Source organism: Colwellia piezophila ATCC BAA-637 (assembly GCF_000378625.1).
GTDB classification, from domain to species: Bacteria; Pseudomonadota; Gammaproteobacteria; order Enterobacterales; family Alteromonadaceae; genus Colwellia; species Colwellia piezophila.
In genome coordinates this window covers 94,781-119,872 of sequence record NZ_KB905168.1, presented here as the reverse complement: position 1 = coordinate 119,872, position 25,092 = coordinate 94,781, and the positions used below count along the sequence as shown (strand labels likewise).

General features: G+C 40.8%; 14 protein-coding genes and 1 pseudogene. 9 read left to right on the top strand and 6 right to left on the bottom strand.

All coding sequences use genetic code 11. The features are described from left to right. Positions 1-59: 59 nt before the first annotated feature. The 4 genes from F580_RS0115665 to F580_RS0115650 form a co-directional block, all read right to left on the bottom strand. Positions 60-2,138 carry a S9 family peptidase gene (locus F580_RS0115665; protein WP_019028692.1) on the bottom strand — a complete coding sequence of 693 codons (2,079 nt, stop codon included), beginning with the start codon at positions 2,136-2,138 and terminating at the stop codon, positions 60-62. A gap of 533 nt (positions 2,139-2,671) precedes the next feature. Then, positions 2,672-4,045: a leucyl aminopeptidase family protein gene (locus F580_RS0115660; RefSeq protein ID WP_019028691.1), complete on the bottom strand. Its 1,374-nt coding sequence runs from the start codon at positions 4,043-4,045 to the stop codon at positions 2,672-2,674. A 277-nt stretch (positions 4,046-4,322) separates the two neighbouring features. Continuing rightward, positions 4,323-5,039: an exonuclease domain-containing protein gene (locus F580_RS0115655; protein ID WP_019028690.1), complete on the bottom strand. Its 717-nt coding sequence runs from the start codon at positions 5,037-5,039 to the stop codon at positions 4,323-4,325. Beyond that, the gene (locus F580_RS0115650; protein WP_019028689.1) at positions 5,039-6,913 is read right to left on the bottom strand and encodes a putative nucleotidyltransferase substrate binding domain-containing protein; all 1,875 of its coding nucleotides are present in this window, start codon (positions 6,911-6,913) and stop codon (positions 5,039-5,041) included. Before F580_RS0115650 ends, F580_RS0115655 begins: the two co-directional genes overlap by 1 nt. A gap of 441 nt (positions 6,914-7,354) precedes the next feature. Here F580_RS0115650 and F580_RS0115645 point away from each other — a divergent pair, with 441 nt between their 5' ends. From F580_RS0115645 to F580_RS0115635, 3 genes are all read left to right on the top strand, one after another. Continuing rightward, on the top strand, positions 7,355-7,606 hold the full coding sequence (locus F580_RS0115645; protein WP_019028688.1) for a DUF4212 domain-containing protein: 252 nt from the start codon (positions 7,355-7,357) through the stop codon (positions 7,604-7,606). Positions 7,607-7,608: 2 nt separating this feature from the next. After that, positions 7,609-9,390 (top strand): sodium:solute symporter family protein, encoded by a 1,782-nt coding sequence (locus F580_RS0115640; protein WP_019028687.1) that lies wholly within the window; start codon positions 7,609-7,611, stop codon positions 9,388-9,390. Positions 9,391-9,534: 144 nt separating this feature from the next. Continuing rightward, the gene (locus tag F580_RS0115635; protein ID WP_019028686.1) at positions 9,535-9,975 is read left to right on the top strand and encodes a hypothetical protein; all 441 of its coding nucleotides are present in this window, start codon (positions 9,535-9,537) and stop codon (positions 9,973-9,975) included. 178 nt (positions 9,976-10,153) lie between these two features. On the opposite strand, the gene F580_RS0115630 is transcribed toward F580_RS0115635, so the two are convergent. After that, positions 10,154-11,893, bottom strand: coding sequence for a bifunctional protein-serine/threonine kinase/phosphatase (locus F580_RS0115630; RefSeq protein WP_019028685.1), 1,740 nt, complete (start codon positions 11,891-11,893; stop codon positions 10,154-10,156). A gap of 133 nt (positions 11,894-12,026) precedes the next feature. Next, positions 12,027-13,538, bottom strand: coding sequence for an MFS transporter (locus F580_RS0115625; protein WP_019028684.1), 1,512 nt, complete (start codon positions 13,536-13,538; stop codon positions 12,027-12,029). Between the two features lie 297 nt (positions 13,539-13,835). Between F580_RS0115625 and F580_RS26960 the strand changes: the two are divergent. From F580_RS26960 to glmU, 6 genes and pseudogenes are all read left to right on the top strand, one after another. Next, positions 13,836-14,143 (top strand): annotated as a pseudogene (locus F580_RS26960) (MFS transporter); the annotation flags it as partial. A 294-nt stretch (positions 14,144-14,437) separates the two neighbouring features. Then, entirely contained in the window at positions 14,438-17,203 is a 2,766-nt protein-coding gene (locus tag F580_RS0115620) for a bifunctional diguanylate cyclase/phosphodiesterase (protein ID WP_019028683.1), read from the top strand. Between the two features lie 454 nt (positions 17,204-17,657). Further along, positions 17,658-20,246 carry a nitrite reductase large subunit NirB gene (gene nirB / locus F580_RS0115615; protein ID WP_019028682.1) on the top strand — a complete coding sequence of 863 codons (2,589 nt, stop codon included), beginning with the start codon at positions 17,658-17,660 and terminating at the stop codon, positions 20,244-20,246. Positions 20,247-20,261: 15 nt separating this feature from the next. Further along, positions 20,262-20,633: a nitrite reductase small subunit NirD gene (gene nirD / locus F580_RS0115610; protein ID WP_019028681.1), complete on the top strand. Its 372-nt coding sequence runs from the start codon at positions 20,262-20,264 to the stop codon at positions 20,631-20,633. A 51-nt stretch (positions 20,634-20,684) separates the two neighbouring features. Continuing rightward, a complete protein-coding gene (locus F580_RS0115605) occupies positions 20,685-23,411 on the top strand; it encodes a nitrate reductase (protein ID WP_019028680.1) in 2,727 nt (908 codons plus the stop codon). A 201-nt stretch (positions 23,412-23,612) separates the two neighbouring features. Beyond that, a complete protein-coding gene (glmU, locus tag F580_RS0115600) occupies positions 23,613-24,986 on the top strand; it encodes a bifunctional UDP-N-acetylglucosamine diphosphorylase/glucosamine-1-phosphate N-acetyltransferase GlmU (RefSeq protein WP_019028679.1) in 1,374 nt (457 codons plus the stop codon). Positions 24,987-25,092 lie beyond the last annotated feature (106 nt).

Here is a 25,092-nt window from a genome sequence, read left to right as displayed (position 1 = left end):
TAACGCTGAAAGCGGTTAAAATAGCTTTGTTGTGTAATATTGCTTATCCATAGTTGAGGTTACTTATCAGCTTTTTTTTGTGCTGTTAAGTTAGCGGCATGAGGTAAGTCATGTGCAGGCATTGGCTTATTGTCATGCTTTAGGTAGTTATCCATCCAACGCATTAAACGTAAGCTGTAATCGTACTTAGCAGCAGCACGTTTATTACCATGGCCTTCACCCGGATAATAAACTAAACGCACCACCTTGCCATGAACTTTCATATAACGGTACATTTCCATCGATTGTGCTGGATGTACGCGAGGATCGGCTTTACCGTGCATAATCAGGAGTGGTGTTTCAGATTGCTCTACCCAATAAATCGGGCTGCGCTCTAAGTACCATTGCCATTTGTCCCAAGGATATGAACGAGCATGAACTAAGTTCATTTCGTTAGAAATATCGGTAGTACCAAATTTTGATAACTGGTTAGAAATACCCACAAACATAACACTGGCAGCAAAATGCTTAGTTAATTTGGTTGCGCCCCAAGCTGAAGCATAACCACCGTATGAACCACCGGTGATACCAACTTTCTGCTCATTCACTAAACCAATGTTAACAAGATGGTTTTTAAGATCTACTAAATCATCAAACTCTTTACCGGCGTAATCGTTTTGACCTAATTTAGAGTAATCTACGCCTTTACCTGTGCTACCACGATAGTTAGGGTGAAATACTGCGTAACCTTGTGCCGCCGCTAATTGGCCAGGACGAGAGTAAGCGGTTAACCAACCATCTTTATCATGGCTTTCTGGACCGCCATGAACAGACATAATTAACGGGTAACGTTGACCTTTTTTGTAATCAAGTGGATAAATTAAAATACCACCAATCTCAACGCCGTCACGGGCTTTTATGGTAAGGCTTTCTTGTTTAGCTAGTGCTACCTCATTTAACCAAGTATTTGAGTCAGTTAAACGCGTTTGCTTTTTACCACGCACCATAAATACTTCGTTAGGGTGCTGAGCGGTGTTAGCTTTAACGACAATCGTTTTGTCTGAGTCAGAAATACTTAAGTTACCTGCGATGAATTTACCACCGGTAACCACAGTTTTATATTTATTAGAGCCAGGTTTGATTTTGGCAACAACAGACTGGGTACCAATGTTGGCGATGAAATATAATTCATTACGTTTATTAGACCATTCAAAATCACTTACGTGACCGTTAAAGTCTGGTAACCAGTTAGCAACTTTACCCGTGCTAACATTGGCAATAAATAAACGACCTGTTGCTGGATCATGTTTGTCTTGAGCACCGTGTAGGGCAACATATTTACCATCGTAAGAGAATTCAGCCGCACCTAATTTTCCTTCAGTGGCAAAAGAGATTTTCACTGATTTTTTAGCGATATCGACAATGTGCCATTGTGACTTCATGTATTTGTCATCAATTAACGCAGTCGGTTGAGTTTTAACTAATAACTCTTTACCGGTAGGTGAAAAATGTACATCAGATACATAACCGTTGATATCCCATGCTTCAGGAGTAATGGCTTTATCAGACTGAGTAAGCTCGGTTACATATAAAAGCTGATTAGTCAGTTGCTCTTCAAAAACTTCGGCTTTAAAACCTAAACCGCTCAGTGTTTTTACTGACTTGTCTTTGGCTTTTTTCGCTAGGATAGCAATTTGTTTATTATCACTGCTAAGTGAATAACTGCCAATGCTAGTGTCTTTTAATACCACGGCTTTTTGCGCTTGGCCACCGTTGGCAGGGATTTGATAAAGGTTAGTGTATTTATCGTCGTTCATTTTCGCTAAGAAATAAATCAATGAACCATCAGCAGACCACTGAATACTGCTAACATTTACTTTACCGGTAATAAAAGCACGCTCTTCGCCTTTATCATTAACTAGGTAAAGTTCACCCCAATTTTTACCATCTTTTTCAACATAGATCTCACGAGGAACTGAGCGAGTGTAAGCAATATGCTCACCACTTGGGCTGACTTGTGCACTGCTAACTGATTGCAGTGTCGCGAGGTTTTCAGCGGTAATGACTTTGCTTGTCTGTGCAGCGGTAGCTACCGAACAAGTAAGCAAACCTAAGCTGATCGCTAAGGCTTGTTTTAACGAGTTTATTTTTAGTTTCATTTCTAGTCCTAGAGGTCTATTCGAAAAATTTTAACCCTTCGAGTTTATGTTTTTTTGAGCGTGAAACCAATGGAAAGAGTATTAAATTCGATGAAAAGAGCAAAAATCGAGATTAAATAGAGTTAATCTAATCGTATGATGTACTGCATAGGTTATAACAAGCACAAATCGTATAAAAAGTAACATCAGCTAATTAAAAGGCGAGTGAACAGTCTGATAATACTTGCGTCAACAAAGGCCGTTTTTTTTATGATCCAGATAAAGCATGGGGGGTAGAATTACCGCAAGCAGTGAGTAACAAGTGAATAGTGCCGAATACTAAAGGTAGTATTCGGCACAAAGATAAAACGTCTACATTTCGTTTAAACTAACGAGTCAGTATTACTTAAATCTAGCTGCTAAATAATCACTAATCCCATAGGAGTTAAGTGCGAATACCAAAGACTTCACTATTTAAGGGGCGCCTAGAGGTAACTTAAGTAACGACGCCTATTAATGGCGTCTAATTAATAATTTAATTTACCGATTCAATGCTACTTAAATCTAGCTTGTAAATAATCAAACACCGTGCGAATACCAAACGCTTCACCACCTAATGGGCGACCTGATAAATGACGAACGTTAAAGGCCATGACATCAAAATGAACCCAGTCTGTTTTGTCGACAAAACGCTGTAAATATAGAGCAGCGGCAATGGCAGCACCAAACGGTTGCGTTGGGCAGTTGGTCATGTCGGCAATAGTACTTTTGAATAAATCGTCATAAGGACTATGCAATGGCATACGCCATACCGGATCGCTATTTTTCAGGCCGGCGGCAGTAATATCAGCGGCTACTTTATCGCTATTTGAGAAGAAACCCGGTAATTCAGTGCCCAAGGCAATACGCATAGCGCCAGTTAAGGTAGCGAAATCGATAATTAATTCAGGTTCATCGTTTTCAGCTTCAGCTAAGGCATCACATAACACCAAACGCCCTTCGGCATCAGTATTATGAATCTCAACCGTAAGGCCTTTACGCGTTGTTACGACATCACCTGGACGAAGTGCATTGCTAGAGACTGCATTTTCTACTGCTGGAATGAGTACACGTAAATTAATCGGTAAGTTAAACGCCATAATCAACTGGGCTAAGCCTAAAACATGCGCAGCACCGCCCATATCTTTTTTCATATTACGCATGCCAGCAGCCGGTTTCATGTCTAAACCACCACTATCAAAACAAACCCCTTTACCGACTAAAGTCACTTGTGGGTTTTTACTATCACCCCAAGTTAAATCGACTAAACGTGGGGTATGAATACTGGCGCGACCAACCGCATGAATAGTTGGGTAATTTTGAACAAGCAATTCATCACCAATAATTTGTTTAACTTCACCGCCAAACTGTTCAGCTAGCGCTAACGATGCTTGGGCTATATCTTCCGGCATCATATCGGCAGCAGGTGTATTGATTAAATCGCGAGTTAAAGCGGTTGCTTGGGCAAATTTAATGGCACTGGCAACAATATCGCTATTACCTTCCGCATCGGAAATAGACAAGCCAGCTAAGGTTTTAGCTGACTTGTTAGTGATATATCTATCATATTGGTAAGCACCCACTAACCAACCGAAACTAATTGCTTCAACATGCTCAGGCTCAGCTTGTAATAAAAACTTTCCGTGTGGCAACTGTTTTATTAAATCGCCACAAGCAAAATAATCACTGGCATCGGCAACGACGAATAATACTTGGCTCAATTCGCCTTGGTTATTCGGAATTAGGCTTAAACCAGTGCCACTAAATTGGGTGTTTTCTAACCAAGTTTGGCTATGATTATCTTGGCCGGCAAGCCAAGTTGGGTAAGTAGATTTTTCAATGATGTGTAACGGTGTGCCGCTGTTTTCCGCATTCAGTAAGTTATTCATGAGTATCCTTTAAATCTATTGGCCATCTTGATAATACCAAGATTGTAACCCAAGACGGCTACAGAAAAAGCTATATAAGGTCAATTCTTTATCGATTTATGGACAATTATCATCGAAGGTGTCAATGCGATTAAAGAGAGACCAGTAATGCCGAATCAATTAAATCGACTGATTTTACTTTTCTATCGCATGGGTTAACGGTTGGTTGGTTGGTTGGTTGGTTGGTTGGTTGGTTGGTTGGTTGGTTGGTTGGTTGGTTGGTTGGTTGGTTGGGAATTTACAACAATACTTCTTTCAAGGTGGTTTTACCGTCTTTATTCGTTTTACTCATTTGTGCTAGAAATAGTTCTGCGGTGGCAATAGCATCATTAAGAGCATTGTGGGCATGGTGCTCAGGTAAGTGAAACTTATGGCGTAAATTTGTTAGACGAAGCTCAGAAGGGTCGTAGGCAACATCGCGCTTATCCAGACGACGTTTAGCCAGTACCAGTGTGTCTATCATAGGAAATACCGGCGCCATACCATAGAGGTAATAACAAGCTTCAGTCAAAAATTGCTTTTCAATACGGGCAAAATGTACCAGCATCACTTTCCCAGCTAAGGCTTTTAATAGCGCTTCAACAACCGTTGACAATGCTTGTCCTTGCTCTTTTTGACTATCGGTAATGTGGTGAATAATGACATTACTTTCTTCAAGCTGCGCATTGCTTTTGATTATTTGATGGTAGCTAGTTTTGAGTGATATCTGCTGTTGTTTAAGGGTGATAAAGCCAACACTCAGTAGTTTATCGCGTTTAGCATCTAGGCCAGTTGTTTCAAAATCAACCGCTAAAATCTCTACCTTATCAATAGGGGTATCAAGTGCCGGCAGCGGCACCGATAAAAAATCGTGCAATGGTCCTGCAGGGGCTTTTGCTAATAATTTTTTTCGCTTCACTTCGTAGCCCATTAGCCAGCTAAATACGGGTGAGTTTGCTAACGTTGTACTAGGCATTAGTAGCTCGATTGTCTGGCATCTTGTAAGCCTTTAATTACCTTAAACGCATCTTTAAGATGCTCGCGCTCTAATTTAGAAATTTCTTTAGGTGATAAATAATTATCAGCACTCTCACCGCGCATTAATTTTTTTGCTTGATGCTCAACTCTGAGCATACCTAAAAACTCATAAGCATCAATTAAATTCTCTGCGGATTCTTTCGTTATTGAAGGCGTGCCAGCCGCTTGTTGAATGCGCTCTATAGTATTTACCGCACTGATACCTTCAGATAACGCATAAATTCGCGCTAAATCTACCACGGGTGCTATACCATTGTGTTTTAAATCTAGCGTCGCTCTATGTTTACCACTTTGTTTTAACACAAAGTCACGGAAAAACCCCAGTGGTGGCCGTAAATTTAAGGCGTTTTTAGATAAATGGGCGATGAACAGCGTACTGTTTTTCGTTTTAATCAGTAGATTTTTTCTTACCTTGTTAAGTAAAGACACATCGCCATAAATAGTCTCTAAATCGAAGAATACACAACTATTTAGTAGGGCTTTCGGACTAGGTGTCTCTACCCAAGCATTAAAATAGTTATGCCACATTTTTTGCGGTTGTCGCCATTTAGGGTTCGTGGCCATAATGTCACCGGGACAGTAGATAAAGCCGCATTCGGCTAAACCATCACATACGAAGGTCGCGAGACTTTCAAACCAAGCATCATCATAAGGCTTCATGGAATCACAGATAATAATGGCATTATCTTGATCTGAATGTGCTAGTTGCTCTTGTCTGGCTTGTGAGCCAGCGGCCAGCCAAGCATAAGGTACTGGCGCTTGACCATATTTGTATTCGGCCATTTCAATTAAACGTTTAGTAAATGCCATGGTTATTGCGCTAATACTTTTGCCAACATGATCGGCACTACTGCCTAATTTTGCTAAACGGATCTGTAGCTTAGGCAATAAGTGACTAATCTCTTTAAGTTCAGTAAGCGTATTAGCTTTATGAATAATACCCGATAAGTTAATGGCATTGTGGCCTTCATTATTAATCAAGTCGGTGACCGTGACCATACCGACAAGGTTGCCCTGTTTGGTGACGGGCAAGTGATGGACATGCTTAGCAGTCATCATCATTAAGGCATCATAAGCATTACTTTTTACATCGATGGTGCACATGTCGCTGGTCATAATTTCGCTAATCGCTTCGCTAGTTGCAAGCCCAGTAGCAACACAGCGGCGGCGGATGTCTTTATCGGTGACAATGCCAACCGGATTATCATTGTCGACCACCACTAGGCATGAATAGCCTTCATCATTCATTTGCATTGCCGCTTGTTGAATTGTTTGTTTCGCATTAATTGAAGCGGCAGGGCTTTGATAGAAGTTACTCACTTCAGTATTCATTAAGGTGGACGATAAAATAGCCTCTTCATTAACCTGACTCATTTTAGTTTTTAAACGCTGGGCGGAGTTTTGGCTAAAATAATCGCTAATGCTGGGAAAGCGCGCACCAATATCATGTAAGACAGTGGCCTCGACACTGTAGATTAAGCAGTCTTCATCGGTATGGACTTTAAGTTGGTTGCTGATTGTACTTTGCTTATCACTGAGTGCATTGGTATCACTGTGGATAAAAGCGTCACATAGGTCGCCTTCCCCTAAGCGGCTAACTAACTCTCCATCAGCAGAAAGACAGCTAATCGCCCCTTTTCGCAAAATATATAGTCTTGGCTCGTTAATGCCTTTTGGCGGGAAATCATCACCTTTTCGCACATAATTGATGCTCAATTCACGAACTAAGTGCGCCAATACTTGCTTAGGTAAGCTATCAAAAGGTGGAATGTTGTGAATGAAAGTGCTTATTTCTGAAAGTTCAGTATCCATGCTTTCCCCCGTCATCTAAGCGGTATAAATCTTACATCTAGCGATAATATTAATTTAGAGTTTTGTGGTGGTATAGACAAGCATTATCGTGAAAACCTAGACTAAAGTTTGACATTGTTTGCGATAAATCAATGTAAGCAGTCTCGCTAAAAATAGACTAATTACTCAGGTTTCATCCTAGCTGCAGCCTTTTCCATCAATCTAGACTAAAGGCTAATACCCGGCCAAAAAAAAGCTTGTTAGATTGTTTAACAGGTAAAGTTGAATATGGATTTTTGCCACTGTTCGCCCACTTTGGTTAATTTTGACAGAAATCTATATCCACACTTTTACTACAGTCGTTACAAAAACATTACAACTTCTTTTTATAAGGAAGGGCGTAAAAAGCGCATTAAAATTATAAAACGCTAATTAACGCTAAACATTCGCTAGGAGAACAATGTGGAAGAAAATAAAGAAACATATTGGTCGGAAAATCTTCGCCTGATCTTTATCTGTCTTACAATCTGGTTTATCGTTTCATTTGGTTTAGGTTTGTTACTTGTTGAACCACTAAATGAAATACGTCTAGGTGGTTACAAACTTGGTTTTTGGTTTGCACAGCAAGGCTCAATTTACTGCTTTTTAGGTTTGATTTTTTGGTATGGTGCCAAAATGAACAAACTTGATAAAAAATATCACTCGGAGGACTAAGCATGGAAGAGTTAAAACTATATACTTACATTGCCGTGTTCGGCACATTCGCCTTGTATTTCGCTATTGCTTGGTGGGCTCGTGCGGGTTCAACCAGTGATTTTTATGTTGCTGGTGGTGGTATTACGCCACTACAAAACGGTATGGCGATTGGGGCTGATTGGATGAGTGCCGCGTCATTCATTTCCATGGCAGGTATGATTTCCTTTATGGGCTACGGTGGTTCTGTATTCCTAATGGGTTGGACCGGTGGTTATGTATTACTGGCTTTGCTTCTTGCGCCATACATGCGTAAACACGGCAAATTTACCGTGCCTGAATTCATCTTCGATAGATATTATTCTAAAACAGCCCGTGTTGTTGCTGTTGCTTGTTTAATCATCGCTTCATTAACTTACATCATCGGTCAAATGAAGGGTGTTGGTGTTGCTTTCTCTCGTTTCTTAGAAATTGACTACGATAACGGTTTATACATTGGCATGTTCGTTGTTTGGGTATACGCTGTATTAGGTGGCATGAAAGGCATTACTTACACGCAAATCGCGCAGTACGTGGTGATGATTTTTGCTTACACTATTCCAGCGGTATTCATTTCATTACAACTTACCGGTAACCCCATTCCACAACTTGGTTTAGGTTCAACCTTAGCTGACGGTAGTGGCATGTACTTACTTGATAAACTTGATTTAGTAGTAACTGATTTAGGCTTTAAAGAATATACCACCGCTAACTTAGGCAGCACAGTAAACATGTTCGCTTATACCATCTCATTGATGATTGGTACTGCCGGTCTTCCTCATGTAATTATGCGCTTCTTCACGGTTCCTTCAGTACAAGCAGCACGTGCTTCAGCGGGTTACGCTTTAGTCTGTATCGCATTACTTTACACAGTAGCTCCAGCAGTTGGTGCAATGGCTCGTCTTAACTTGATGAATACTATTGAACCTACAGCCGGTCAAAACCTTGAATACGCTGAGCGTCCACAATGGTTTAAAGATTGGGAAAAAACCGGTCTGTTAAAGTATGAAGACAAAAATGGTGATGGTAAAATTCAATATACTGCTAATAATACAGATAAAATCATAATTGATGAACAAACGGGTAAAGAAATACTTATTAATGAAATGGTTAAAGTTGACCGTGACATTATGGTATTAGCTAACCCTGCTATTGCTAACTTACCTAACTGGGTTATCGCCTTAGTTGCCGCCGGTGGTTTAGCGGCAGCACTGTCAACCGCAGCTGGTTTGTTATTGGCAATATCCTCATCCATCTCGCACGATTTAATGAAGGGTATCTTAACGCCTGACATGTCCGAGAAAAATGAGCTGTTATCGAGTCGAGTGGTGATGACCATCGCAATAATCGTCTCGGGTTACTTAGGGCTGAATCCGCCTGGATTTGCCGCAGGTACGGTCGCCTTAGCCTTTGGTTTAGCGGCATCAAGTATCTTCCCAGCGTTAATGATGGGTATTTTCTGTAAGAAAATGAGTGGCCCAGCGGCGGTTGCTGGTATGTGTTCAGGTATTGGTATCACTATGTTATATGTGTTCCAACACAAAGGTATTATGTTTATCCCTGGTACTTCGTTCCTAGGTGGCATGGAACCTGACTGGTTCTTCGGTATCTCGCCTAACGCTTTTGGTGCGGTCGGTGCATTGGTTAACTTCGGTGTCGCGTTTGCGGTATTACAAGTGACTGGTCCAGCGCCTAAGCATATTCAAGAAATGGTTGAGAATATGCGTATACCATCGGGTACTGTTAGTGCAGCACATGATCACTAGAATTTTATTGTGATGACGGCGTGATTTAATTTCACGCCAAGTAAAAATAAAAGGTTAGACGACTGTTTTTTTAATAACTCGTCTAACCTTTTTTGTTAAACTAACTAAGCACAGTTAACTCCCCATGTATTATAAGAAGATATTATGAATAAACACACGAGACTTGCCTTTATCGTTGCCCCCTTCCTCGCTATCTTTGGTTTTATTGGCGCTGATTATTATGAAGAGGCGGTTGCAAACGACAGTAAACTTATCACCTTATCTCCCGATGGGCACTGCGATATTATCAATCAAAGTTGTGTACTGAAATCAGGTGAGTTTAAAGTAAGCATCTCTGATCATGCCGGTGTTACCGAAATTAACTCAACCTTTCCGTTGGATAGCGCGACACTCTTTTTAGTCGATAAAAGTGACAAAATGACACCCTATCCATTAGGCATGAAAAAAAGCCCCTATTACTGGCGTAGTAATACCCCGCTAAGTGAGCTCGTTGCTAAGCAAGGTGATAGTTATAAATTACGTTTAATCGCCAATATTAAAGGTGGTCAATACATTAGCGAGTTTTATACGCAAACTGTGAAATAAGCAGAGGTCTAGCTAAAGTAAGTGCTGTTAGTGTTTTCTATTGGTAAGATTACTGTCAGTAAAGATAACCGACAGTAATTAAACGTTATCTAGATCAATAAAATACCCTTCATTACGCCGCAATCAGGTTCAGAGGCTAGAGTTATTAGATAACTCAGCTAATACCAATTTGATTAAGTTAAAAGGCTATTGATACCATAAAAGCGACAAACCAACTTGCCGACATAATTTGCCAGAATAATAGCGGATTTTTATCCATAAATACCACGTTGTGTGTCGTGGTATATTTAGAGTTAGGCGTTTGCAACTCGTGTAATAATTCTGATATATCTTCATGGCGACGCTCGGCGTTAAATCGAAGCCCTTTTTTTATTGCGCCATCTATCCATATAGGTACCAAAGGGTTTTCATTAAAACAGGGAACATATTTGGTTTTTAGGTAGTCTTTACTCGTTTTACATTTATTGAGTTTACCTGAAAAGGGTTCTTTTCCTGTTAACATTTCATAAGCAAGCACGGCTAATGAAAAGACTTCGGATTGCACACTACTTTTACCGGTTATAACAACTTCGGGCGCTGAATAACCAGCCGTCCCCAATATACCTGGTTCATCAAGTGGTGTGGCTATTTCAGCAATGCCTTTACTGTAACAAGAGCCAAAATCAATAATGGTTACTTCTCCATTATTATCAATCATGATATTGCCTGGTTTAATATCCTGATGCAAAATTTCGCGCCTATGCATTGCTCGCAAACCCTTACCGATTTGAACCAGAATGTAGGTCACATCTTGCACGGCAGGTTTTGGGTTCTCTTTTATCCATTGTTCGAGGGTACGACCCTCGATATATTCAGTTAAATAATAAAGCCAATTTTTATCTTTATTATTATCAACGACTTTAACTACATGGGGATTAGATATACGACTACCCATCCAGCTTTCCATAATAAAGCGCTCTATATAAGCTAAGTCGTCGTCAAAATTAACCGAGGGTGTTTTCATACAATAGCGCTCATTGCTATCAACATCACGGACAACATAAACTTGACTGCGATTATTAACATGTAAGCATTTTTCAATCCGGTAACCATCTAATATCATGCCTTCCTCTAAAAAAGGCGGGAAAGGTAATTCAGATAATTTACGGCCAACTTCATTCATTGTTTGAGCTGGCAGGGTATCAACGCGTAAAATTTGGCAACTTAAGTTATCGCCGCTGCCGTTGGCGAGACCTGATTCAATGATTTTTTCACAGGCTTGTTCAAAACAAGACTCACCGTTTTCAGGTTTTAGCTCATTTAATAATGCTGATAATTCTTTACGTTTAATAAAATCATGGATGCCGTCAGTACTTAAAAAGTAAATGTCGCCTTGTTCAACTTCTATACTTCGACAGTCAACATCAAGTTTTACATCCAAACCCATTGCTCTTGCTAGGTAGGTTTGTTTCGCGTTGACAAAAGTGCAGTGATCGCGGGTAAGTTGTTCTAATTCACCTTGACGTAAACGATAGATACGTGAATCACCCACATGAAAGATATGCGCGGTTTGTGATTTAAATATAATGGCGCTAAAAGTACTGATATAACCCTTTTGAGCATCATTATATTGTTGGCCTTGACCATATAACCAGCGATTAAGAGCCGTTAATACTTGTGAGGTTGATTTTTTGACACTCCAGCTATCTGGGGTGGAATAATAGTCATATAAGAAATTTCGGACACAGGTTTCACTGGCTTCTTTACCTGCCTCTGCAGCGCTAACACCATCGGCAATAACAGCAACAGCACCTTTATTGATTAATGTCGCGCCTTTAGGCAGTCGTATACCAATGGCATCTTCGTTCTGGGCCTTTTTACCTGCCACTGAACGTTGTGCCACAGTAAAGTTTAATTCACTGGTCAAATGTTCTGCCATGTTATTACCTGTGTTATACCAATTTCAATAGCCAGCTATTGCTCAATCGAGCGCCTTGCCCTGGTTTATTTTTCCTATGCACAACAAGATCACAAACTTAATGACATTGGTATTATGCCAATCTGTGATGTTTTTAATGAACATCTATCATCTGCACTGTGCCATCGGGCATCACTTCGGCCATGGTCTTTTTAGGCTCATCTAAAAATAATGAACAACAAGTAGCAAAGGCAACACCTGCACCAATAGTGGCAAAAAATACAGAGGGTGAAACAAAGGAAAATACCAGTAAAAATGCCACTGCACCTACGTTACCATAGGCACCTACGGTACCGGCAATCTGGCCGGTTAATTTACGTTTAACTAACGGCACTACCGCAAAGACACAACCAGCAGCCGAGCCTAAGAAGAATGAGCAAATCATCATAGTGGCAACCACTGCAGCAAGCGGCCACTCGGGTGTAATTAATGACATCACACCAAAGCCTATTGATGCACCACTTAATAATAATATTAAGGGTAGTTTACGACCAAACTTATCACTAACCATGCCGCCAGACGGACAAGAAATGACATCTACCGCCGCGAAACAAGCGCCAAATACACCAGCGGCAGCGGCCGCAACTAAGAACTGGCTTTCAAAGTATTGTGCCAACATAGAAATAACTGATAATTCGGCACCAAAGGTCACGGCATAACCAATACTCAAAATGGCTACCTGCTTGAATTTATACTGGAAAATTTCATCCATAGGCGGAGATTGCAACATGTCTTTATTTACTTGGAATAATTTCCATGATTGATAAGAGATAAGCGCTAACAACAAGCCATAAATAACATAAGCAGCAAAGTCACTGAGTAAACCGGCGCCAACAATGACTTCGGCACCTGTACCCGCAACTACGCCTGCATCGGTTACTCGCCACGTTAAAATGGCTAATGCTGCCACCATAGGTATATTAAACAATAAACAGAAAATAAAATCTCCTTTACTGGTTAGTTCAAGACCACCGGACTTATTCGGTCTAAAATAGGTTGAACCTACCGGTGTATCTGTTACCGCATAGTAGTAAAATGCAGAATAAAGCAGTGCTAATACACCTGTTGAGGCAATAGCATAACGCCAGCCATCCTCACCACCAAATAAGCTAGCAATATATACTAAGCTACCAGCGCCTACCGCTGAGCCGACATTGCCCATGCCCTTATAAATACCTTCAGCTAATCCTAATTGTTTTGCGGGATACCATTCACTGATCATACGAATGCCAATAACAAAACCGGCACCAACAAAGCCCATTAAAAATTTAGCTAAGGCTAATGTTTCAAAACTTTGCGCAGAAGCAAAGAAAAAACATAATACCGCGGTAGCCACTAGCATTGCCGTATAAGAATTACGTGGACCGTATTTATCCACCAACATTCCCGTAACAATACGTGCAGGTATAGTTAAGGCAACGTTCAAAATTAGCAATATTTTGGCTTCAATATCGGTTAAACCCATGCTCGATTTTATAGTCGACATCAGTGGTGCATGGCTAAACCAAACAAGAAAGGTAATGAAAAAGGCTAACCAAGTGCTATGCAAAATTCTGGATCTGCCCTGGAATGATAAAAAGTTATGTTTTAAAGACTGCTCACTCATGAAAAACCTGATTTAGTTAATGTGAAAGTTATTAATAATAAGAAATAGAGCAAAAACCAAGCCAAAGAATAAGTCTTTGTTATTTAAGGTTATTGATTGGTGTTAGCCGTTAGGTTCATGGTGTCTGCACCAAAGTGCAGCCAGAAAATTTAGAAGTGCACCATAGCGCGGCTAAATTTATAGAGTGTGCAGCTGAATAATATTGTCGCTACTTTGTCTCGCTTCTCAGAGGCAGGGCCACGAAAAGAGTATGATAAATTGGATTTTAAGTTCACTAAGTGAACTGCTCATGATGTTATTGCTGCTAGCCTAGGGCTGAGCAGTAGTGAAATAAAAAACGTTATTGATATTAAATGTCGCTTTGACCATACCCGCTGGTATTATCATTGGCATGTTAACCGATAAGTACGGCCCAAGACTTACCTTACCTTTGCTGTGCTACTAGCGGTCTGTAGTATTCCTTGTTTTATGTTTGCTTTAGCTAAAGATTTCGAACAGGCAGCATTAGCACGTTTTTACTGGTGCGGGTTTTGTTATCGGTATTCGACTAGTCAGTGAGTGGTTTCCTGCCAATGAAATTAGGCACTGCGGAAGGCCTTTATGGCTAGCCGTACTCATTTTGTAGCGCGTAGGGGCTGTTAAGGTAATATCGCCTGGGATATTACACAGCATTACAACCTATTGATATTCTGTGGCAGATGGGTAAAGCTAAACGATAATACTTATTGGTTTTATCGTTTAGTTGGGCATAAAAGGTGATAATCAGGGAATTATCTTTATACATTGATATTTATACATGATAAATAAAGATATTTAACCCATTCTTCTACAATAAAAAATCAAAGTTGACTAAAGAAATTCGTTTTTATGATTAATATATCCATTTCCAAGGAGAAAGGATGTCTTTGATTCGACCGAAGGTAAGATCCAAAAATACCATTTTATTTAAGTTCTCTTTTGGCTTAACCATGCTATTTTTAGTGATGATCGCGGCTACTTATATGGTAGTAGACCTCGTTGCTAAAGATTACCTGATCAGTAAAAACAAAGAATTAATCGACGAGACTGGCTCAAATATAGTTTCTGAGATCTCACTACGCATTAGTATCGCTGAAAATTTAACTCGAAGTCTGGCTGCCGCAGGGGAAATATTACCTAAAGATCCGCAGTTATTTTACAAAGTTATTCCTCAAATCCTCAATGTACAAGAAAACCAAGATTTTATTGCTGGTGGTGGTGTCTGGCCTGAGCCCGAACAGTTCACTGCTGGTTTAGAGCGACGTAGCTTCTTTTGGGGCCGAGATAGTGACGGTAATTTGCAGTACTTCGACCAATATAATGAAGTGGAAGGTAGCGGTTACCATCATGAAGAGTGGTATGTGCTTGGTCGTTATAGTAAGCAAGGCGAGTGCCTTTGGTCTAAGTCCTATATGGACCAATATACATTGGCGCCGATGGTCACTTGTACTGTAGCAATGTTTGAACAGCAAAAGTTTTCCGGCAACGCCACTGTTGATGTCAGTCTACAACAACTCAAAAGTATATTACGCCAGGGTAGCGCCAAACTTGGTGGCTACGCTTATGCTGTTGATCGTAATAATAAGTTTTTATCTTTTCCCGATGACCAGTTAACTAAGGTCAATAATCGAACTAATAATAATTTAACCCAAGAGTATATTACGGTAAATCAATTAGCAGCAAAGCAGCAGACCTTTCAACCGGTTGCCAACATCTTAACCGAGCTAAATAAATCATTTATTCAGGCACTGTCAAAAGAAAATTTAGAGCTAGCAGGACGTATTGCCGAACAGAGTACGCAAATATCGATTGTAGATGCACAGTTAATGGTCGCCAATATGTTAATTCTACGAGACCAAGATACTGACCTATACTCTCGCACAGTTGCGGTTATCAGCAAGCAGGACTTTTTACTCGGTGAACCGGTGAATGTATCGGTATTTATCATACCAAAAACCTTGTGGAAGATTATTGTGGTTACCCCGCAACAAGTGGCGATAGACAGTGCGAGTAAGGTGGCAAACTTGATCCTACTCTTACTTATCGCAATTATGCTTATCGCGGCTTTCTTCGGCTTTATTTATTGTCGACGCACCTTAATTGTACCTATTTATCAGATGGTCAACCAACTTCAGCCACCTGTGCCAGAGGGCGAACAGGCTCGCACCGAGTTACTCGATGACCATAGACAAGATGAATTTGGCCTGTTGGCTTATCATTTTAACCAATCAAAAATGGCGTTAGACCGTAATAACCGTGATTTAAAGTTACAAATAAATGAACGTAAGCAGGCAGAGCTGAAATTAAAACATCTGGCACTGCATGATCCGCTGACGGGTTTGCCTAATCGTTTATTATTTCAAGATAGACTGCAGCAAGCGATAGGCCAGTCTAAGCGAAATAAGCATAAATTTGCCGTATTCTTTATGGATCTAGATAACTTCAAGATAATCAATGACACTATGGGCCATGAAGTCGGTGATGAATTACTTAAAGAAGTGGCACTAAGGCTCTCTGATACCGGGCGAGAAATGGATACAGTAGCAAGGTTAGGTGGTGATGAGTTCGCTTTCATTATTAATAAGGTCGACACCATTGAAAACGCTGTGAGCTTTGCTCAACGGCTTAATGAATCATTGAAAACGCCGATAGAAGTTGATGGCAACACTATTAATATGGGCAGTAGCATCGGGGTAACTATGTACCCTGACGACGCTATTAACAGTGAGGGATTACTTCGCAATGCCGATATCGCCATGTATCAGGCGAAGGATGAAGGTCGTAATACCACCTGTTTCTTTACTAGTGAAATGAATGCTAAGTTACAGAAAAACAAAGAAATTTTGACTGATCTTACTGAGTCTTTGAATCGTGATCACTTTGAACTTTATTACCAACCGCTTTTTACTATTGACCATAAAACACTGGTAGGCGCTGAGGCATTGATACGTTGGCATCACCCTGATAAGGGCTTAATTCCTCCAGATCAATTTATTGCTGTTGCTGAGCATAGCGGACTGATTAATGAATTAGGCGATTGGGTGTTGGAGCAGGCCTGTCGTGAAGTAAAAGCTTTTTTAAATGCCGGGATTTGTGCAATTAAGGTCGCAATTAATATCTCACCGGTACAATTCAGGCGTAAAGATTTTATCCAACATATGCTACTGATTTTAGAGCGGCACGGAGTTAGCGCCGACTTCATCGAACTGGAAATTACCGAGGGCGCGGTGATGGATAATGTCGATCAAGCGATAAAGACAATGCAAGGTTTGCACAATGCCGGATTTCAGTTGGCGATGGATGATTTTGGTACCGGTTATTCCTCACTCAGCTATCTAAAGCGTTTTCCCATTCAAAAGGTGAAAATAGATCGTAGTTTCATTTCTGATCTTGAGAATGACGATGATAGTAAATCCATTACCAGAGCGATTATTCAGATGAGCCACTCGTTAGGGTTAGATGTACTGGCCGAAGGCGTAGAAACCGAGGCACAACTGCAATATCTCCAGGGCGAAAAATGTGATTTTGTTCAGGGTTATTATACCGGTAGACCTATGACAGCCAGCCAATTTATCGAAAATTTTAAGCGAGCAAAGGACATTAGTCTGTCTAACGAGGAAAAGGCTGTCCCCGTCACAACGGCTTGATTAAAACGCCGCTATTAAGGGAGTGATAGCGGAAAAACATGCTCTTGAGATACCCACATTAACGAGGCTGAACTGTAATTGGCTCGCAGCCATGGTTTCGTTGGCTAAACCTCATCGCTACTAAACCAAATAGCGACTAAGCCGAAAGCTAACCATACGATATCCCGGCATTACCCCAAGCCCTTCATGATGATTACTTGCACCTTGTCAGTGCCTGTTAATCATCAGCTTAGTGCAAAAGAATATCCATTCCGAGTGATGGATACTCTAATGCATTGTTTTTTATATAGTTATTATCTTGGCACTTAGCTTGCTCTATACATGTCATGTTGAATGAAACCTTGCTGGAAAGTAGAGTCTTAACTTATACCAAACGGATTAATTAGTCCTATTGGTATTAAGTCTCAAGCAAGGCGTTTCATTCTATTCTCGTACTATGAGTAGGATTGTCCTTATGAATTCAGATAAACAGCTGTTGAGCAAAGCTAAAATTGTTGTGGTTGGTAATGGCATGGTTGGCCATCACTTTGTTGAAGAAATGGCTAAAAATTCAGATTATGAAATAACAGTACTCTCGGCCGAATCACGCTTAGCTTACGATCGGGTGCACTTATCAGAATACTTTGGCGGTAAAACTGCCGAAGATTTGGCGATGACTACGCCAGAGCATTATGAAGAACTTGGTGTTACTTTTAAAACCAATGCCAAAGTTACCAATATTGATAAAGTCGCTAAATTTGTTAGTACCGAAAGCGGTGCAACATATCACTACGACAAGTTGATTTTAGCGACCGGCTCTTATCCCTTTGTGCCGCCAATTCCAGGTAAAGATCAAGATCACTGCCTAGTGTACCGTACCATTGACGATTTAGAAGACATCGCTAACAGCGCTAAAGTGAGTAAAATTGGTGTGGTAATTGGTGGTGGTTTATTAGGTCTTGAAGCGGCAAACGCAATCAAGCAATTAGGCTTACAAACCCATGTTGTTGAATTTGCTCCGCAGTTAATGGGTGTGCAAATTGATGGCGGCGGTGGTCGTTTATTAAAAAGTAAAATTGAAGATTTGGGCGTGAAAGTGCACACATCCAAAGCCACTAACGTCATTGAAAAAGGTGATAGCAGTCGTTATAAACTTTGTTTTAATGATGGTAGTGAATTAGAAACCGATCTCATTTTATTCTCAGCGGGCATTCGTCCTTATGACAACCTTGCCCGTGAGTTCGATTTAGCTATAGGTGAGCGTGGCGGTATTGTGGTCAACAATCAATGTCAAACCTCAGATGCTGATATCTATGCCATTGGTGAGTGTGCCTTATGGAATAACTTTATTTTTGGTTTAGTTGCACCTGGTTATGCCATGGCAAAAGTAGCAGCAAAACACATTGGTGGCGTAACTGATGCTAATGGCGAGCCAGCTGAATTTACCGGTGCTGATATGAGCACTAAATTAAAGCTTATGGGCGTGGAAGTTGGCTCTATTGGTGATGCGCACGCTAAAACGGAAGGATCACTAACCTACACCTATGAAAACCAACCTGAAGGCGTCTATAAGAAAATCGTGGTATCGAGCGATAAAAAAGCCTTGCTTGGTGCTGTGCTTATTGGTGATACCAGTGAATACGATACATTATTGCAATATATGCTTAATGCCATTGAATTACCTGAATCACCTGAAGGTCTTATTTTGCCAATGGCGGCGGATAAGCCGACCTTAGGTGTTGATGCCTTACCTGATACTGCCACTATTTGTTCATGTCATAACGTTACTAAAGGCGACATTATTGCCGCGATTGATTGTGGCGCCGTTGATGTTGGTCAAGTGAAAAGCGGCACTAAAGCTGGTTCAGGTTGTGGTGGTTGTGCCGCCTTAGTTAAAAGTGTTGCCGATAACGAATTTGAAAAACGCGGTGTTGAAGTTAAAAAAGACATTTGTGAGCATTTTGCGTATTCACGTAAAGAGCTGTTTGACATTGTCAGTGTTGAAAAAATCAAAACCTTTGATGAACTCCTTAGCTCGCACGGTCGTGGTTTAGGTTGTGAGATTTGCAAACCGGTAGCAGCTTCAGTGCTGGCGTCAGTGTGGAATGACTACATTCTTAAAAAACCACATTTATCATTACAAGATACCAATGATACCTACCTAGGCAACATGCAAAAAGATGGTACCTATTCCGTAGTACCACGTATTGCTGGCGGTGAAATTACCCCAGATAAACTTATCGTTTTAGGGCAAGTTGCCAAGAAATATAATTTATATACCAAAATTACTGGTGGCGCCCGTGTTGATTTATTCGGCGCGCGTGTTGAACAGTTACCACCCATTTGGAAAGAGTTAGTTGATGCCGGTTTTGAAACCGGACACGCCTACGGTAAATCATTACGTACCGTTAAATCATGTGTTGGTTCTACTTGGTGTCGTTACGGCGTGCAAGATAGCATGACTATGGCCATCGATTTAGAAAACAGATACAAAGGGTTACGTGCACCACATAAGATTAAATTTGGTGTTTCAGGTTGTACCCGTGAATGTGCTGAAGCACAAGGTAAAGACATAGGCATTATTGCCACCGAAAATGGTTGGAACCTTTTTGTCGGCGGTAACGGTGGCATGAAACCACGTCACGGTGATTTATTTGCCACCGATTTAGATGATGAAACCTTAGTAAAATATGTTGATCGCATTTTAATGTTCTACGTACAAACGGGTGATAGGTTGCAACGTACTTCAGTTTGGATGGATAACTTAGAGGGCGGTTTAGCTTACTTACAAGACGTTATCATGAAAGACAGTCTAGGTATTACTGATGTGCTAGAAGAGCAAATGGCGGCAATTGTTGGTAGTTATCAATGTGAATGGAAAACGACCTTAGAAGATCCAGAAGCATTGAAACGCTTTAAACCTTTTGTTAACTCAGACAAAGGTGATAGCAATATCCAGTTTGTGACCGAACGAGATCAAATTCGTCCAGCACGTGGTGAAGAGAAAATTGCCGTAACCATCATTGATGCTACAGAAAAAGATGTAGTAGCTGAAGAAGCTTAAGAGGAGCAAAACAAAATGACACTTTCAACCAAAGTAACGAATAAAGAAAAAACATGGCGCACAATTTGTGACTCAAGTGACTTAGTAAAAGATTCTGGTATCAGCGCTTTACTGCTAAATGAAGCAGGTATCGAAGAACAAATTGCTATTTTTCACCTGCCAAACAGCGAAGAAAAAATATATGCAGTCGGCAATTATGACCCTATTGGTAAAGCCAACGTGCTTTATCGTGGCATTGTTGGCTGTATTGCTGATGAACCTGTGGTTGCTTCGCCGTTATACAAACAACATTTTTCATTAAAAACAGGTAAGTGTTTACAAGAAGAGCAAAGTATTTCGGTTTACCCGATTCGCATTGAAAATGAGCAAGTACAGGTTTTTTATTAACTTGTTGTTGTTTTTAATCCGTAGCATAAATACATTGTTTAGGAGTTCAGTATGAGCCCATTAGTACCTACATCAGCGCTTGCTTCACCGTTGAATTCACCTTTGACGGCAATGAGTGAGCCATCACTTATTCAAAGCACTTGTGCTTATTGTGGTGTTGGCTGTGGCGTTGATATTGGCGTCACAAATGGCAAAGCCACGTCATTAACTGGCTCAGCTGATCATCCTGCAAACTATGGCAAGTTGTGCGTTAAAGGCAGTAACTTACTCAATACCATAGATTTAACTAATCGCTTGTTGGTGCCAGAAATAGCTGGCAAGCAAGTTAGTTGGTCGCAAGCTACCGATTACGTGGCGCAGAAGTTTAACGATATTATTGAAAAGCATGGTAAAGATGCCGTGGCATTTTATGTTTCTGGGCAGTTATTGACAGAAGACTATTATATTGCCAATAAGTTGATGAAGGGTTATATCGGCTCAGGCAATATCGATACTAACTCTCGATTATGCATGTCATCGGCAGTTTCAGCTTATAAACGTGCTTTTGGTGAGGACGTAGTGCCTTGTACTTACCAAGATCTAGAGCAAACTGACTTATTATTACTAACAGGCTCGAACGCCGCCTGGACACATCCAGTGCTGTATCAACGTATTGAGCGCGCTAAAAAAATTAATCCTGCAATGAAAGTTGTAGTAATTGACCCAAGAAAAACGGCGACTTGTGAACTAGCTGATAATTTCATTCAATTAAAGCCAGGTACCGATGCTGCATTTTTTAACGGTTTATTGAATTATTTAAGTGAAAATGGCGGTTTAGACACGGATTATATCGCTCATAATACCGAAGGTTTTACAGAGACACTTACGCAAGCTTGCTCTTGGTCGTTAACGAAAGTCGCTGAATTTTGTCAAGTGAGCGAGTCAGAGCTGGCAGCGGTATATCAACTATTTTGCGAAAGTAACAAAGCGGTAACTTTCTACTCTATGGGCATAAATCAGTCTTCTTCTGGCGTAGATAAATGCCAAAGCATTATTAATTGTCATCTTGCTAGTGGTAAAATCGGCAAAGCAGGCTGTGGTCCTTTTTCAATTACTGGGCAACCTAATGCTATGGGCGGTAGAGAAGTTGGTGGTTTAGCCAATCAACTAGCGGCCCATATGGATATCGATAACCCGCAACATCAAGATACAGTGCAACGTTTTTGGCAATCACCCACCATGGCAACTAAGCAAGGCGCCAAAGCCGTGGAAATGTTTGATAAAATAGCTTCAGGTGAAATTAAAGCGGTATGGATAATGGCCACCAATCCTATGGTGAGTTTGCCTGATCGTGACAAAGTTGCTGCAGCGCTGAAAAAATGTGAACTAGTAGTGGTATCAGATTGTGTAGAAGAAAATGATACCTTGGCGTTTGCTGATGTAAAATTACCTGCTACGCCTTGGTTGGAAAAAAATGGCACAGTGACTAACTCTGAACGTCGCATCTCTCGTCAACGTAATGCGGTTATGCCAGCAGGACAAGCCAAACACGATTGGAAAATTATCCGCGATGTTGCCCAAGCCATGGGTTTTTCTGGTTTTGATTTTAATGACGTCAGCGATGTGTTTAAAGAGCATGCTCAATTAACCAGTTTTGAAAATAATGGTCAACGTTTACTTGATTTGAGCGGCTTAAGTCAGTTATCAGCAAAAGAGTATCATGAACTAGCGCCGATTCAATGGCCGGTTAACGAGCAATACCCGCAAGGTTGTGATCGGGTTTATGCCGATGGTAAATTTAATACGGCTAGCACTAAGGCACAGTTTTTCGCGGTTACACCTCAGTTGCCGAAACAACATACGTCAGCAGAATTTCCTTTTGTGCTCAATAGTGGTCGAATGCGCGATCAATGGCATACGATGACTCGTACCGGAAAAACCAGTAAATTGTCTGCGCATACCGACAAACCTTATCTTTATCTACACCCCGAAGATGCGAAAAAAATAGCAGTTGTTGATGGTGACATGTTAAGCATTACTGCGAGTACAGGCCAAGCGATCACTCATGTTAAGCTTGATGATAAACAGCGTGTTGGTGAATGTTTTATGCCAATACATTGGAATAAAAGTTTTGCTTCTCATGCCAATGTTAGTGCTTTATATCAAGGTGTGGTTGACCCAATTTCAGGGCAAGCTGAGTGTAAGCAGGGCGCGGTGTCGTTAACTAAAAAAAGTTATCAGCAATATTTGAGTTTACATACTTTCGCTAGCATAAGTGATGTAAATAAAGTTGAAATCTCGGCAGACTTTTGGTTAAAAAATAAAGCCGCTTATGGCAGTGCGTATCAAACAGCCTTTGAAGAGCCGGTTGCAGATGCCTTGTTATGGTGTCAGCAAGTCACTAAGTTATCGGGAGAATGGTTGCAATTTAATCAAGGCGATCAGTCCTATATTGTCTGTTTGCAATCGGGGAAGTTAGTCGCCTTAGCCTATTTTTCTAAAGCATGGCCTGAGCTTGAAATGAGCTGGCTTGAACACGTTTTCAGTGAAGAAAAGCTAGAATTTGCTACCATACAATCGTTATTACTGGGTATTGCCAGTGAAGAGTTCAATCAGGGCAAACAAGTATGTAGTTGTTTTGGTGTTGGTGAAAAAACAATTAACCAAGCTATAGCGCAAGGTTGTGGCAGCGTTGAACAGCTGGGTGAAAAACTACAATGTGGTACTAAGTGTGGTTCATGTAAACCTGAGTTAGCCAGTTTAATTCGACAACATGACATAGCGGTAGTCGCTGTCTAACCTACACTCTCTTACTCGGTGCAGTGCACAGCGCCTCTGTGCCCTCGGTGGTTATTATTTTTTCTATTTAAGCCGAAGAAAACAAATTGTAAATCGATTACTGTGATTTATTCATGTTTTACTAAATAAGCGCACTAGTAAAGCATAGGGTAACTTGGTTACAATACGCGCTCTTAAAAATGCTCAATGAATGGATTTATCATGTCACTTTCTGTTGTTATTCTTGCTGCGGGTAAAGGTACTCGCATGCGCTCTTCTTTACCCAAAGTACTTCATAGTATCGCCGACAAGCCAATGGTTGCTCATGTAATCGACAGTGCTCGCCAACTTGGCGCTAGCAATATTTATGTAGTTTATGGCTTTGGCGGTGAAGTATTAAAACAGCACATTACTGGTGATGATTTAACATTCGTTGAGCAAGTAGAACAATTAGGAACCGGTCATGCGGTTGATCAAGCCTCGCCTTTTCTAAGCGATGATGAAGATGTCTTAGTACTTTACGGTGATGTGCCGTTAACAAAAGTATCTACCTTAGCAAGTTTGCTGGCAGCGAAACCTGAGAATGGCATGGCGCTATTAACGGTACATTTAGCTAACCCTATGGGTTATGGCCGTATTATCCGTGAAGAAATTGCCGGCGAGCAACAAGTAGTGGGCATTATCGAACAAAAAGATGCCAGTGCCGAGCAGTTAAAAATTAATGAAGCCAATACCGGAATTTTATTAGCTAACGGTGGTGATTTAAAGCGTTGGTTAAGTAATTTATCGAGCGATAATGCGCAAGGTGAATACTACCTAACCGATATTATTGCTAGCGCTCATGGTGAAGGAAAAACCATTGCTACCGCTCACCCAGAAACTGAAATTGAAGTGGAAGGCGCCAATAACCGCGTGCAACTAGCGACTTTAGAGCGTGCTTATCAAGCTCGTATTGCTGAAGCGTTGATGCTTGCAGGCGCAAGTTTACGCGACCCTGCCCGCATTGATGTGCGTGGCAAGTTAACTACAGGCACTGAAGTCAGTATCGATATTAACTGTATTTTCGAAGGCGAAGTCACTTTAGGTGATAACGTACTTATTGGCGCTAACTGTATTATCACTAACAGCAGCATTGCCGATAACGTTGAAATTAAACCAAACAGCATTATTGAAGATGCGGTCATTGAAGCGTTTTGCTCTGTTGGCCCTTTCGCCCGTATTCGTCCAGGTTCAGTGATGAAAGAAAACTCACATGTTGGTAATTTTGTCGAAATGAAGAAAACTACTTTAGGTGCAGGTAGTAAAGCCGGTCACTTAAGTTATCTTGGTAACGCTGAAATTGGTACTAAGGTAAATATTGGTGCTGGCACTATTACCTGTAATTACGATGGCGTGAATAAATCAACGACCACCATTGGTGACAATGCTTTTATCGGTTCAAATAGCTCTTTGGTGGCACCAGTCACTATTGGCAACTCAGCGACCATAGGAGCAGGCTCAGTGATCACTAAAACTGTCGAAGCCAGTGACTTAGCCATTGGCCGCGCTAAGCAACGCAATGTTTCTGGCTGGCAACGTCCGGTAAAAAGCAGTTAAACAGTAAGTTAACTATTTATATATGTTAAAGCGCTATTTTTATAGCGCTTTTTTTGTAGCTAAATTTGTACAATAGCCTTAACCGGAGAGCTTAACAAAAAATTGC

What these genes read in the sequence shown, in the direction of transcription:
- F580_RS0115630 (WP_019028685.1), bottom strand. Translation starts at nt 11,893, where the DNA reads ATGGCAGAACATTTGACCAGTGAATTAAACTTTACTGTGGCACAACGT.
- F580_RS0115660 (WP_019028691.1), bottom strand. Translation starts at nt 4,045, where the DNA reads ATGAATAACTTACTGAATGCGGAAAACAGCGGCACACCGTTACACATC.
- F580_RS0115650 (WP_019028689.1), bottom strand. Translation starts at nt 6,913, where the DNA reads ATGGATACTGAACTTTCAGAAATAAGCACTTTCATTCACAACATTCCA.
- F580_RS0115665 (WP_019028692.1), bottom strand. Translation starts at nt 2,138, where the DNA reads ATGAAACTAAAAATAAACTCGTTAAAACAAGCCTTAGCGATCAGCTTA.
- F580_RS0115625 (WP_019028684.1), bottom strand. Translation starts at nt 13,538, where the DNA reads ATGAGTGAGCAGTCTTTAAAACATAACTTTTTATCATTCCAGGGCAGA.
- F580_RS0115635 (WP_019028686.1), top strand. Translation starts at nt 9,535, where the DNA reads ATGAATAAACACACGAGACTTGCCTTTATCGTTGCCCCCTTCCTCGCT.
- F580_RS0115605 (WP_019028680.1), top strand. Translation starts at nt 20,685, where the DNA reads ATGAGCCCATTAGTACCTACATCAGCGCTTGCTTCACCGTTGAATTCA.
- F580_RS0115620 (WP_019028683.1), top strand. Translation starts at nt 14,438, where the DNA reads ATGTCTTTGATTCGACCGAAGGTAAGATCCAAAAATACCATTTTATTT.
- F580_RS0115655 (WP_019028690.1), bottom strand. Translation starts at nt 5,039, where the DNA reads ATGCCTAGTACAACGTTAGCAAACTCACCCGTATTTAGCTGGCTAATG.
- nirB (WP_019028682.1), top strand. Translation starts at nt 17,658, where the DNA reads ATGAATTCAGATAAACAGCTGTTGAGCAAAGCTAAAATTGTTGTGGTT.
- glmU (WP_019028679.1), top strand. Translation starts at nt 23,613, where the DNA reads ATGTCACTTTCTGTTGTTATTCTTGCTGCGGGTAAAGGTACTCGCATG.
- nirD (WP_019028681.1), top strand. Translation starts at nt 20,262, where the DNA reads ATGACACTTTCAACCAAAGTAACGAATAAAGAAAAAACATGGCGCACA.
- F580_RS0115640 (WP_019028687.1), top strand. Translation starts at nt 7,609, where the DNA reads ATGGAAGAGTTAAAACTATATACTTACATTGCCGTGTTCGGCACATTC.